Origin of the sequence: Bacteroides cutis, assembly GCF_900241005.1 — a bacterium.
GTDB lineage: Bacteria > Bacteroidota > Bacteroidia > Bacteroidales > Bacteroidaceae > Bacteroides > Bacteroides cutis.
In genome coordinates this window covers 587384-601238 of record NZ_OEST01000002.1, presented here as the reverse complement: position 1 = coordinate 601238, position 13855 = coordinate 587384, and the positions used below count along the sequence as shown (strand labels likewise).

Sequence of the window (13855 nt, the reverse complement as noted above, 5' to 3'; positions counted from 1 at the left end):
AAAATATATTTTTATATATTGGTTATTTGAAAAACCTATTTATATTTGTAACGTTTAAATATAGATATTATGCAAAACATGGAACAGATAACACCATTGGCGAACAACCATATATCGGTAGATTGTGTAGTGATTGGTTTTGACGGAGAACAACTCAGAGTTCTGTTGATTAAACGTGTGGGGGAAGAGGAAGGGGAAATATTCCATGATATGAAGTTGCCCGGAAGTTTAATTTATATGGATGAAGATTTAGATGAGGCAGCCAAAAGAGTGTTGAACGAATTGACCGGGCTGAAAAATGTAAATCTCATGCAATTTAAGGCATTCGGTTCTAAAGACCGTACAAAAGATCCTAAAGATGTACATTGGTTGGAGCGTGCCATGCAATCCAAAGTGGAACGTATTGTTACCATAGCTTATTTGTCCTTGGTAAAAATAGACCGAGCATTGAGTCGCGCATTGGATGATTATCAGGCTTGCTGGGTAGCAATGCAGGATATTAAAATCTTGGCGTTCGACCATAATCTGATTATCAAGGAGGCTATGACGTATATACGCCAGTATGTAGAAATCAATCCGTCTTGTTTGTTCGATTTATTACCTCGCAAATTTACGGCGGCCCAGTTGCGTACTCTATATGAATTGCTATACGGGAAACAGATAGATGTGCGCAATTTTCATAAGAAGATAGCTTTAATGGAGTACGTAGTTCCTTTGGAGGAACGCCAACAGGGAGTAGCTCACCGGGCGGCTCGTTATTATCGTTTCGATAAGAAGATATATAATAAGGTACGACGATGAAGAATTTTATAATCAGTAATTTGTAATTAATATGTATTTATTAGGTTATGACATCGGCAGTTCGTCTGTCAAAGCGAGTTTGATAAATGCCGATAGCGGTAAATGTGTTTCTTCTGCTTTCTTTCCTAAGACAGAGGCGGAGATTATAGCTATGAAACCGGGTTGGGCGGAACAAAATCCTGAAAATTGGTGGGATAACCTTAGACTGGCTACACAAGCAGTTTTGAATGATTCAGGTGTAAATGCGGCGGATATAAGGGCAATCGGAATTTCTTATCAAATGCATGGATTGGTATGTGTAGATAAAAATCAACAGGTATTACGTCCTGCCATTATCTGGTGTGATTCGAGAGCTGTTCCTTACGGACAAAAAGCTTTTGAAATGTTGGGAGAGGAGGCTTGCCTTTCCCGTTTGTTGAACTCTCCGGGTAATTTTACTGCTTCTAAACTGGCGTGGATAAAGGAGAACGAACCTGCTATCTACGAAAAAATATACAAAATCATGTTACCGGGCGATTATATCGCCATGAAACTGAGTGGTACTATCTGTACTACAGTTTCCGGATTGTCAGAAGGTATGTTTTGGGATTTCAAGAACGGTCAATTAGCTGGTTTCCTGATGGATTATTATGGTTTCGACAAATCCCTGATAGCAGATATCAAACCTACCTTTTCCGAACAAGGACGTGTAAATGCCATTGCGGCTCAAGAGTTGGGATTGAAAGAAGGTACTCCGATTACTTATCGTGCAGGAGATCAACCCAATAATGCGCTTTCTTTAAATGTGTTTAATCCCGGAGAAATAGCATCAACCGCAGGAACATCAGGGGTTGTTTATGGGGTAAATGGTGGAATAGACTATGATCCGAAATCGCGTGTTAATACATTTGCTCATGTCAACCATACGGTTGAACAAACCCGTTTGGGAGTTCTGCTTTGTATAAATGGTACAGGTATTTTGAATTCTTGGGTGAAGCGTACGGTTGCCCCCGAAGGAATATCATATAATGATATGAATACATTGGCGGCACAAGTTCCTATCGGCAGTGCGGGGATCAGTATTTTACCTTTCGGCAATGGTGCTGAACGTATGTTAGAAAACAAGGAGATAGGTTGCTCCCTTCATGGCGTCAACTTTAACCTGCATGGAAAACAGCACATCATTCGTGCGGCACAGGAAGGTATTGTATTTTCCTTTAAGTATGGTATCGATATTATGGAACAAATGGGCATTCCCGTACAGAAAATTCATGCGGGAAAAGCTAATATGTTTCTGAGTCCGTTGTTCCGTGAAACTTTGGCTGGTGTTACGGGGGCTGTGATTGAGCTTTATGATACTGACGGTTCAGTGGGAGCTGCCAAAGGTGCCGGTATGGGTGCCGGTATCTATAAAGATAATAATGAAGCTTTTGCCACGCTTGAAAAACTGGAGGTAATAGAACCGAAATTGGCTGATTGTGAGGCTTATGCGGATGCTTATGCAAGATGGAAGACTTATTTGGAGTTATCAATTATATAATTAGTTTTTAAATAATATTTAAGATTATGGCAACAAAAGAGTATTTTCCTGGAATAGGAAAGATTAAATTTGAAGGAAAAGAGAGTAAGAACCCGATGGCATTCCGTTACTACGATGCAGAAAAAGTTATCATGGGTAAGAGAATGAAAGATTGGTTGAAGTTTGCAATGGCGTGGTGGCATACACTTTGTGCAGAAGGCGGTGACCAATTCGGTGGCGGTACAAAGAGTTTCCCCTGGAACGACTATACTGATAAAATTCAGGCTGCTAAAAACAAGATGGATGCCGGTTTTGAGTTTATGCAGAAGATGGGGATCGAATACTATTGTTTTCACGATGTAGACCTCTGCACGGAAGCTGATACCATTGAAGAATACGAAGCTAATTTGAAAGAAATCGTAGTTTACGCAAAGCAAAAGCAGGTAGAAACAGGTATCAAATTATTGTGGGGTACTGCCAATGTATTCGGTCATGAACGCTATATGAATGGTGCGGCTACCAACCCAGATTTTGATGTTGTAGCCCGTGCTGCTGTTCAGATTAAGAATGCAATTGATGCTACCATTGAACTAGGTGGCTTAAACTATGTGTTCTGGGGTGGACGCGAAGGTTATATGTCTTTGCTGAACACTGATCAGAAACGTGAGAAAGAACATCTTGCACAAATGCTGACCATTGCCCGTGACTATGCCCGTGCCCGTGGCTTCAAAGGTACATTCTTGGTTGAACCGAAACCGATGGAACCAACCAAACATCAATATGACGTAGATACAGAAACTGTTATCGGTTTTTTGAAAGCTCATGCTTTGGATAAAGACTTTAAAGTAAATATTGAAGTAAATCATGCAACATTAGCCGGTCATACATTTGAACACGAACTGGCAGTGGCTGTCGACAACGGTATGCTGGGTTCTATTGACGCTAATCGTGGTGATTATCAAAACGGTTGGGATACAGACCAATTTCCCATTGATAACTATGAACTGACTCAAGCCATGATGCAGATTATTCGTAACGGTGGTTTGGGCAATGGTGGTACGAATTTTGACGCTAAAACTCGCCGTAATTCTACTGATCTTGAAGATATCTTCATTGCTCACATCGCAGGTATGGATGCTATGGCACGTGCATTGGAAAGTGCGGCCAAGTTGCTGGAAGAATCTCCCTATAAGAAGATGCTGGCAGAACGTTATGCATCCTTTGACAGCGGTAAGGGTAAAGAGTTTGAAGAGGGTAAGTTGACCTTGGAGGATCTTGTTGCTTATGCAAAAGTCAATGGCGAACCGAAACAAATCAGTGGTAAACAAGAATTGTATGAGGCAATTGTGAATATGTATTGCTAAAATTAATAGATAGTTGATAATGGATAATTAATAATTACCATGTGGTTATAATGGTTTAATTATTTAGTCTTTCATTATCAACCGTCAATTGTTAATTGCCAATTAAATCAATATTATGAATTATACAGAAAAAGGTAGCAAAATATATCTCTTTTCTATCGTACTTGTAGCTGTAATCGGTGGTTTGCTTTTCGGTTACGATACGGCTGTTATCTCCGGTGCTGAAAAGGGACTTCAGGCTTTCTTCATCGGAGCGGATTTTGAATATACAGACGCAATACATGGCATCACTTCATCCAGTGCATTGATCGGATGTATTATCGGTAGTGCTGTTTCAGGTTTCTTTGCATCCAGGCTTGGCCGTAAGAAATCTCTTTTTATGGCTGGTATTCTCTTTTTTTTGTCGGCATTAGGTTCATATTGGCCGGAATTCTTATTTTTCGATTATGGTGTTCCGTCTTATTCTCTTTTAATAGCTTTCAATTTCTATCGTGTGTTGGGAGGTATAGGTGTTGGCCTGGCATCAGCCATCTGCCCGATGTACATTGCAGAGATTGCACCGAGTAATATCCGTGGTACATTGGTCTCCTGGAATCAGTTTGCTATCATTTTCGGTCAGTTGGTGGTGTATTTTGTAAATTTCTTGATTTTGGGTAGTCATGTCAATCCTGTTATTGATTTGGTAAATGGAGTAAATCAGATTATGAACCCTGAAGCTGCCGCTTGGACTACTGAAACAGGTTGGCGTCTGATGTTTGTCAGCGAAGCTGTTCCTGCCGGCTTATTTGCATTATTGGTATTATTCGTTCCTGAAACGCCGCGTTATCTTGCTATGTGTGGTAAAGATGAAAAGGCATTGAATGTATTGAGTCGTATCAACGGATTTGCCCAGGGAAAAGTTATTCTGGCTCAGATTAAAGTTACTACTGAAGAGAAGACAGAAAAACTCTTTACTTACGGATGGATGGTTATCTTTATCGGCATTATGTTGAGTGTATTCCAACAAGCTGTCGGTATTAATGCTGTACTTTATTTCGCTCCACGTATTTTCGATACGATGGGTATGGCAACTCCAATGGTACAGACTGTATTTATGGGGATTGTTAATATTCTCTTCACATTGTTGGCTGTTTTCACTGTAGAGAAATGGGGACGTAAGCCGTTACTTATTTCCGGTTCTATCGGTATGGCAATTGGTGCATTCGGTGTGGCTCTTTGCAACATTGTGATAGGATTTCCACCTATTATATCAGTCGTCAGTATTATGATTTATAGCGCTTCTTTCATGTTCAGCTGGGGACCGATTTGCTGGGTGTTGATTGCAGAAATATTCCCGAATACCATTCGTGGTGCGGCAGTAGCTGTAGCAGTTGCTTTCCAATGGATTTTTAATTTCATTGTTTCATCTACTTTCCTACCGATGTACAATATGCGTCTCGGAGAAATGGGTGATAAGTTCGGGCATATGTTTGCTTATGTCTTATATGGTATTATCTGTGTGGTGGCTGCCATTTTCGTTTGGAAACTTGTTCCTGAAACGAAAGGCAAGACATTGGAAGATATGACCAAATTATGGAAGAATAGAAAATAAAAAAACAGATGTTTTATTCTGAAAAAAGGTGTATCTGGATATGTATCGGTTACACCTTTTTCTTTTGAAATAAGAAAATTCAAGTCTTGGAAGACAACATGTAGGTATAAACCGTAACTTTGCGGTGTTTTTTAATCAGGAAGCAAGAAAGTAATGGATGAAATGAAAATTAATAAGGTGCAAATACGTAATCTGCAAATAGAAGATTACGACCAGTTGGCACAATCATTTACGCGCGTCTATTCAGACGGTAGCGATGTGTTTTGGACACACAAACAGATAGAAAAGTTAATTCGTATTTTTCCCGAAGGACAGATTGTAACAGTAGTAGATGAAAAGATTGTTGGTTGCGCACTCTCTATCATTGTGAATTATAATGATGTAAAAAACGATCATACTTATGCGCAGGTAACCGGTAAGGAAACTTTTAATACACATAACCCAAAAGGTAATATATTGTATGGTATTGAGGTTTTTATTCATCCCCAATATCGTGGCTTGCGTTTAGCACGCCGTATGTACGAATACCGTAAGGAACTTTGCGAGACACTAAATCTAAAAGCTATTATGTTTGGCGGACGTATCCCTAATTATTATAAGTACGCTGACCAAATGCGTCCTAAGGAATATATAGATAAGGTAAGACAGAAAGAGATATTCGATCCTGTGTTGACATTCCAGTTGAGTAATGACTTTCACGTACGCAAGGTAATGCGTAATTATCTTCCTAATGACGAAGAATCCAAGCATTATGCTTGCCTGTTGCAATGGGACAATATTTACTATCAAGCACCTACACAAGAATATGTAAATCCTAAAACTACTGTACGTGTGGGATTGGTACAGTGGCAAATGCGTACCTATAAAACACTCGATGACTTATTTGAGCAGGTTGAATTTTTTGTGGATGCAGTGTCGGATTACAAAAGTGACTTCGTGCTTTTCCCCGAATATTTCAATGCTCCGTTGATGGCTAAGTTTAACAATGAAGGCGAATCTCAGGCCATCCGTGGACTGGCGGCTTATACCGAAGAAATTAGAGAACGTTTTGTGAAATTGGCTATCAGTTATAATATCAATATCATTACAGGTAGTATGCCGCTTATCAAAGAAGACGGACTTCTTTATAATGTAGGTTTCCTTTGTCGTCGTGATGGAAGTTATGAAATGTACGAGAAACTACATGTCACTCCTGATGAAATAAAAAGTTGGGGATTGAGTGGTGGCAAGTCTTTACAAACATTCGATACTGATTGTGCTAAAATCGGTGTACTGATCTGTTATGATGTAGAGTTTCCCGAACTCTCCCGTATTATGGCAGATCAAGGCATGCAAATATTGTTCGTACCTTTTCTTACTGATACTCAGAATGCTTACTCTCGTGTGAAGGTTTGTGCTCATGCTCGTGCTATCGAGAATGAATGTTTTGTGGTGATAGCTGGTAGCGTTGGTAATTTGCCGCGTGTACACAATATGGATATCCAGTATGCCCAGTCCGGAGTGTTTACTCCATGTGACTTTGCATTTCCTACAGATGGAAAGCGTGCTGAGGCAACCCCGAATACTGAAATGATTCTTGTTTCTGATGTTGATTTGGATTTGTTGAATGAACTCCATACTTATGGAAGTGTTCGTAATTTGAAAGACAGGAGAGGAGACCTGTATGAAGTGCGAATGAAAAGATAGAGAGTTTTCCTCACTACAGACTACACGGATTATTCAGAAGGATTATTAAGCGTACATGCAGTAAATATCTGGTTGTTTCTTTGGAGGGATCAGTGTCTTTGTTGTCTAACATTAAATCATTCCACCACGAGAAAAGTTTTATTCTTCCATGGAGAAAGTTTTGTTCCTTCATGATGGAACGATTTAACGTTAGGCGTCTTTTTCCTTGGTCATCGGAGAACGGGATGCTGAAAGTAGCGGTGGGAGGACTGAGTATTATAAAAATATTTATTCAAAAATCTCTTTTCTCTAACTTTTTTGTAAATTTGCACCCTTAAAATAAGAAGGATAGCCTTTTATGTGTGAAAAGTATAAGGATTATCTTCAATCGTAAATAGTTAAATCATAAATAAAAAGATGGGTAAGAAGTTTGCCGAATATTCAAAGCTTGACCTTTCGGAAGTAAACAAGGAAGTGTTGAAGAAATGGGACGAAAACCAGATTTTCGCCAAGAGTATGACAGAACGTGAAGGTTGTCCTTCTTTCGTATTTTTCGAAGGACCTCCCTCGGCTAATGGTATGCCGGGTATTCACCATGTAATGGCTCGTTCCATTAAAGATATTTTCTGCCGCTATAAAACCATGAAAGGTTTTCAAGTGAAGCGTAAAGCCGGATGGGATACGCACGGACTTCCTGTGGAACTGGGTGTGGAAAAGGCACTGGGTATCACAAAAGAGGATATTGGTAAGACTATTTCTGTTGCCGAATATAATGCCGCCTGTCGTAAGGACGTCATGAAATTTACCAAAGAATGGGAAGACCTGACGCACAAGATGGGATATTGGGTGGATATGAAGAACCCTTATATTACCTACGATAATCGGTATATCGAGACCTTGTGGTGGCTCCTGAAACAACTCTATAAAAAAGGACTTCTTTATAAAGGATATACCATACAGCCTTATTCTCCGGCTGCAGGTACGGGATTGAGTTCACACGAGCTGAACCAACCCGGCTGTTATCGGGATGTAAAAGATACAACGGTAGTAGGACAATTCAAAATGAAGAACCCGAAGCCTGAAATGGCAGAGTGGGGTACTCCTTATTTTATTGCGTGGACTACTACTCCGTGGACATTGCCCTCAAATACGGCGCTTTGCGTAGGTCCGAAGATTGACTATGTAGCCGTGCAGACTTACAATGGATATACAGGTGAGAAAATGACCGTAGTATTGGCAAAGCCATTGCTCTATACCCACTTCAATAAAAAAGCGGAAGAACTTGCATTAGAGGATTATAAACCCGGCGATAAATTAATACCGTTTAAGGTGGTAGCCGAATATAAAGGTACGGATTTGGTAGGCATGGAATACGAACAACTCATTCCGTGGGTGAAACCTATCAACGTTACCGAAGATGGCAATTGGAGTGTCAGCGATAAAGGTTTCCGTGTAATCCCCGGCGATTATGTGACGACTGAAGACGGTACGGGTATCGTGCATATTGCCCCAACCTTTGGTGCCGACGATGCTAACGTGGCTCGTGCTGCCGGAATACCTTCTTTGTTTATGATTAACAAGAGAGGAGAGACCCGTCCCATGGTAGACCTTACTGGTAAATTCTATTTATTGGATGAGCTGGATGAGGCTTTTGTAAAGGCATGCGTCGATGTAGAAGCTTACCAGGCCTATCAGGGCAAGTGGGTGAAAAACGCTTATGATCCGCAATTTACGATAGACGGAAAGTACGATGAACAGGCTGCACAAGCTGCCGAGTCATTGGATATCGAAATCTGCATGATGATGAAGACCAGTAATCTGGCATTCAAAATAGAGAAGCATGTGCACAATTATCCGCACTGCTGGCGTACAGACAAACCGGTATTATATTACCCGTTGGATAGCTGGTTTATCCGCAGTACCGCTTGCAAGGAGCGCATGATGGAATTGAACAAGACCATCAACTGGAAACCGGAAAGTACCGGTACGGGACGTTTCGGCAAGTGGCTGGAAAATTTGAATGACTGGAACCTGAGCCGCTCTCGTTACTGGGGTACTCCGTTGCCCATCTGGCGTACGGAAGATGGCAGTGAAGAAAAGTGCATCGAATCTGTAGAAGAACTTTATAATGAAATTGAGAAGGCTGTAGCCGCCGGACTGATGAAATCTAATCCTTACAAGGACAATGGCTTCCAACCGGGTGAATATACCGAAAAAAACTATGATAAGATAGACCTTCACCGTCCTTACGTGGATGATATCGTTCTCGTTTCTAAAGACGGACAGCCGATGAAGCGTGAATCGGACTTGATTGACGTATGGTTTGACTCCGGCTCCATGCCCTATGCGCAAATTCACTATCCGTTCGAGAATAAGGAATTGCTGGATAGCCATCAGGTGTATCCTGCCGATTTCATAGCCGAAGGTGTAGACCAGACGCGTGGATGGTTCTTCACGTTGCATGCTATCGCTACGATGGTTTTCGATAGTGTATCCTACAAGGCTGTAATCTCTAACGGTTTGGTGCTCGACAAGAATGGCAACAAGATGTCCAAGCGCCTGGGCAATGCGGTAGACCCTTTCTCTACCATTGAGAAATATGGTTCCGACCCGTTGCGTTGGTATATGATAACCAATTCTTCACCGTGGGATAACTTGAAGTTCGACGTGGACGGCATAGAAGAGGTGCGCCGCAAGTTCTTCGGTACCTTATATAATACGTATTCTTTCTTCTCTCTTTATGCCAATGTGGATGGATTTGAATACAAAGAAGCTGATGTGCCGATGTCGGAACGTCCGGAAATAGACCGTTGGATACTTTCCGTGCTGAATACGTTAGTGAAAGAGGTGGATACTTGCTATAATGAATATGAGCCGACAAAAGCTGGACGTCTTATTTCTGACTTTGTAAACGATAACCTTTCCAACTGGTACGTTCGTCTGAACCGTAAACGTTTCTGGGGTGGTGAATTTACTCAGGACAAGTTGTCTGCCTATCAAACGCTCTATACCTGCTTGGAAACTGTTGCTAAATTGATGTCGCCCATCGCTCCGTTCTATGCGGACAAGCTGTATATGGACTTGATTGCAGCAACAGGTCGTGATAATGTAGTTTCGGTTCATCTTGCCACTTTCCCCGAATATAAGGAGGAAATGATTGACAAGGAACTGGAAGTCCGTATGCAGATGGCGCAAGACGTTACATCTATGGTGTTGGCATTGCGTCGTAAAGTAAACATCAAAGTTCGTCAACCCCTGCAATGTATCATGATACCGGTAGTGGACGAAGAACAGCGTGCTCACATCGAAGCTGTGAAAGCGCTTATCATGAACGAGGTGAACGTGAAGGAAATCAAGTTCGTAGATGGTGCTGCGGGTATATTAGTTAAGAAAGTAAAGTGCGATTTTAAGAAACTTGGCCCAAAATTCGGAAAGCAAATGAAAGCTGTGGCTACTGCTGTAGCGGAAATGTCACAGGAAGCTATTGCTGAATTGGAAAGAAAAGGTTCTTATACATTAAACCTGGATGATATGGAAGCTGTTATAGAAACTTCCGATGTGGAAATATTCAGTGAGGATATTCCGGGATGGTTGGTTGCTAATGAGGGGAAATTGACCGTTGCTTTAGAAGTTACCGTTACTGAAGAGCTTCGTCGTGAAGGTATTGCACGTGAGATGGTAAACCGTATTCAGAATATCCGTAAGTCAAGCGGTTTCGAGATTACGGATAAAATAAAGATTACTTTATCGAAAAATCCGCAAACAGATGATGCGGTAAACGAATATAAAGATTATATTTGTAACCAAGTATTAGGGATCTCATTGACATTGGCAGATAACGTAGAAAATGGTGTGGAATTAGAATTCGACGATTTCAAGTTATATGTAAGTGTTGTAAAAGAATAACTACTAAAAACACATTGTTATGGCAGAAAAAACAAGATATTCGGATGCTGAATTGGAAGAATTCCGCGCCATTATTATGGAAAAGTTAGAGTTGGCTCAACGTGATTATGAATTATTGAAAGCTAGCCTGACAGGTGCAGACGGTAATGATACCGATGATACATCACCAACGTATAAAGTTTTGGAAGAAGGGGCCAATACCTTGTCTAAAGAAGAAACTACACGTTTGGCGCAACGTCAGCTTAAGTTTATTCAGGGGCTTCAGGCTGCATTGGTACGTATTGAGAATAAAACGTATGGTATTTGTCGTGAAACCGGTAAGTTGATTCCTGCTGAACGTTTGCGTGCAGTGCCTCATGCTACTCTAAGCATAGAAGCTAAAAACAACGGCAAGAAATAAGGATGAAGAAATTTTTTACGAAAGGGCGGATTGCTTTACTCGTTATATTTTCGGTGTTGATTGTCGACCAGGTAATTAAAGTGGTTGTCAAGACACAGATGTATTGGCATCAGAGTGAAAATGTTATCAAGTGGATTTATGAGAAATTCGGTATAGTGGATGCGGAACCTCCTACTTGGTTTTATATTTACTTCACCGAAAATAACGGTATGGCTTTTGGCATGGAGATATTCGGAAAATTATTCCTGACTTTATTCCGTATCGTTGCGGTAGCAATAATAGGCTGGTTTCTGTATAAGTTTATAAAGAAAGGTCTGAAAACAGGTTTTATAGTCTGTATTTCTCTTGTTCTGACAGGTGCATTGGGCAATATTATCGATAGTATATTCTATGGTGTGCTATTCAATGAAAGTACCTACTCGCAGTTGGCTACATTTATGCCTGAAGGTGGTGGATATGCTCCATTGTTTTACGGAAAAGTGGTGGATATGTTTTATTTTCCCATCATTGACACAACATGGCCCCAATGGATGCCGTTTGTTGGTGGAAACCATTTCATTTTCTTTAGCCCTATTTTCAATTTTGCTGATGCAGCCATAAGTTGTGGTATTATAGCTTTATTGTTGTTTTACAGTAAATATTTGAATGAGGCCTATCATGTTGTGAGTAAATCATGAAAGGAAAAAAACGATTTCAATGGTGTAGTATAATTCTTTTGGTGTTCTGTTTGACAGCTTGTCAGGTGAAAAGACCGAAGACTGTTTTGTCGGACGCCAAGATGGAAAACGTGCTTTATGACTTCCACATAGCTAAGGCACTAGGGGAGGATATTCCTTATGGTGAGAGTTATAAGCGAGTATTGTACATTGAGTCAGTTTATAAGAAACATGGCATTACTCAGGCTGATTTTGATACTTCGATGGTATGGTATGCTCGTCATCCGGATGTTCTTACCAAAGTTTATGAAAAGGTGAACCAACGGCTGAAAAGTCAGAGGGATGGCATTAATCATCTAATCGCTTTACGTGATAATAAACCCAAAGAATCACTACCCGGTGATAGCATTGACGTGTGGATATGGCAGCATGTTTATGAGTTGACAGGAATGCCTTTGGATAATAAGATTGCTTTTATTCTTCCTGTTGATACTAACTTTAAGGATAGAGATACTTTGAAGTGGACAGTTCGTTTCCGTTTTAATAACGGTAAACCGGATAGTGTGCTTGCTCCGTTGATGGCGATGCAGATCCTTTATGATAAAGATACAATTAATGATTTACTGAAAATAAAAGAACCGATAACAGAAACCCTTACTCTGACTGCCGATACATTTGGAAAGATAAAAGAGGTTCGTGGTTTTATTTATTATCCCATGCAGAAAACCGTTCAATCTTTATTAGTAGACCAAATTTCGTTGATGCGTTATCATGCGACAGATACGTTGTTCAATGTTAAAAAAGATAGTATAGCAGTAGAGAACGCTAAAAAAGATACACTTGCTGAAAAGTCGGTGAAGCCTTTGGAAATAAAAAGCGTGGAGGAAAAGAATATTCGACGGAATGAGTTGCGTCTGCGTCCGCAACTACGTAAAAATACGAGTAAGTAATGAAAAGATATGCTTCCCATTTTATAATTTTCCCAAAGCATGATTGTTTGAAACAACATGTGGTGGAAGTGGAAAATGGGTATGTAGTGAATGTTTTTCCATTGACAGAAGAAATGGAAGATATAGAATGGCTTCCCGGTGCTATTTATCTTGTACAAACAGAAGAAAAATTATCTGCTGTCTATATTTCTAATTTTGATATTACAATGATGCAGCCTGTCTTCGGAACTCGGCGCAAACAACTGCTGTAGCAATCGCAACATTTAATGACTCAGAAGTTTCTCGGTTTGAGGGATAATTAGGGATATACAGTTTCCGGTTGATGAGTCGCTTTATTTCTTTGCTAATACCGTTTCCTTCATTTCCCATCACAATTAAACCGTGTGCGGAAAGGGGTTGAGAGTATATGTTTTCTCCATCTAGAAATGTACCATATACGGGAGTGTCTTTTAATGAACTGATCAGTCCTGGTAGGGACGTATAATATAATTTTACCCGTGCAATACCTCCCATTGTAGCTTGAATGGTTTTAGGATTATAAACATCTACTGTATTAAGAGAACAGAAAATGTGTTCAATTCCAAACCAGTCTGCTAGACGGATAATCGTTCCGAGATTTCCGGGATCTTGCACATCGTCTAATGCCAAGCAGAGAGAATGGTTAATAACTGATACATCAAATATCTCGTCCGGTTGTTCAAATACTCCCAATACTTGTTGAGGAGTTTTTAAAAAGCTGACACGAGATAATTCTTCTTCTGAAACCTCATTCACTTCTTCTATTGGTAATTCCCTGTGAGCTGAAATCCATTCAGCTGTGGCTACCAAAAAACGGCAATTAAAATGTCCCAGTAAATCACCTACTAATTTAGGACCTTCTGCCAGAAATACCTTTTCTGCTTTACGATTTTTCTTCAATTCCAGTGAACGAATATATTTAATACGGTTCTTACTTAGTGCCATAAAAGTAAAATGTTATAGTTTGACAAAAGTACACGATTATTTCTATATAATCAAAAACTCT

Annotated in this window: 11 protein-coding genes; 10 read left to right on the top strand and 1 reads right to left on the bottom strand. The window is 40.2% G+C overall.

What is annotated here, in order from left to right; translation table 11 throughout:
- The first annotated feature begins 69 nt into the window (after positions 1-69).
- The 10 genes from C1A09_RS06650 (at position 70) to C1A09_RS06605 (ending at position 13082) form a co-directional block, all read left to right on the top strand.
- Positions 70-801: an NUDIX hydrolase gene (locus C1A09_RS06650; RefSeq protein WP_101542873.1), complete on the top strand. Its 732-nt coding sequence runs from the start codon at positions 70-72 to the stop codon at positions 799-801.
- A gap of 31 nt (positions 802-832) precedes the next feature.
- Positions 833-2320 carry a xylulokinase gene (locus C1A09_RS06645; protein ID WP_101542872.1) on the top strand — a complete coding sequence of 496 codons (1488 nt, stop codon included), beginning with the start codon at positions 833-835 and terminating at the stop codon, positions 2318-2320.
- Between the two features lie 26 nt (positions 2321-2346).
- Positions 2347-3663: a xylose isomerase gene (gene xylA, locus C1A09_RS06640; protein ID WP_101542871.1), complete on the top strand. Its 1317-nt coding sequence runs from the start codon at positions 2347-2349 to the stop codon at positions 3661-3663.
- A gap of 115 nt (positions 3664-3778) precedes the next feature.
- Positions 3779-5254, top strand: a complete 1476-nt coding sequence (xylE, locus tag C1A09_RS06635) for a D-xylose transporter XylE (protein WP_101542870.1) — start codon at positions 3779-3781, stop codon at positions 5252-5254.
- Between the two features lie 153 nt (positions 5255-5407).
- Positions 5408-6940 carry a carbon-nitrogen hydrolase family protein gene (locus C1A09_RS06630; RefSeq protein WP_101542869.1) on the top strand — a complete coding sequence of 511 codons (1533 nt, stop codon included), beginning with the start codon at positions 5408-5410 and terminating at the stop codon, positions 6938-6940.
- A gap of 396 nt (positions 6941-7336) precedes the next feature.
- Positions 7337-10825 carry an isoleucine--tRNA ligase gene (ileS, locus tag C1A09_RS06625; protein ID WP_101542868.1) on the top strand — a complete coding sequence of 1163 codons (3489 nt, stop codon included), beginning with the start codon at positions 7337-7339 and terminating at the stop codon, positions 10823-10825.
- 19 nt (positions 10826-10844) lie between these two features.
- Complete coding sequence (locus C1A09_RS06620) at positions 10845-11225, top strand: TraR/DksA family transcriptional regulator (RefSeq protein ID WP_004290962.1); 381 nt, start codon at positions 10845-10847, stop codon at positions 11223-11225.
- Positions 11226-11227: 2 nt separating this feature from the next.
- On the top strand, positions 11228-11902 hold the full coding sequence (locus C1A09_RS06615; protein WP_101542867.1) for a lipoprotein signal peptidase: 675 nt from the start codon (positions 11228-11230) through the stop codon (positions 11900-11902).
- Positions 11899-12831, top strand: coding sequence for a DUF4296 domain-containing protein (locus tag C1A09_RS06610; protein WP_101542866.1), 933 nt, complete (start codon positions 11899-11901; stop codon positions 12829-12831). The genes C1A09_RS06615 and C1A09_RS06610 overlap by 4 nt, the downstream gene beginning before the upstream one ends.
- Complete coding sequence (locus tag C1A09_RS06605) at positions 12831-13082, top strand: hypothetical protein (protein WP_101542865.1); 252 nt, start codon at positions 12831-12833, stop codon at positions 13080-13082. Before C1A09_RS06610 ends, C1A09_RS06605 begins: the two co-directional genes overlap by 1 nt.
- Here C1A09_RS06605 and C1A09_RS06600 read toward each other — a convergent pair.
- Positions 13033-13794, bottom strand: coding sequence for an RNA methyltransferase (locus C1A09_RS06600; RefSeq protein ID WP_101542864.1), 762 nt, complete (start codon positions 13792-13794; stop codon positions 13033-13035). The genes C1A09_RS06605 and C1A09_RS06600 overlap by 50 nt on opposite strands.
- Between the last annotated feature and the right edge of the window lie 61 nt (positions 13795-13855).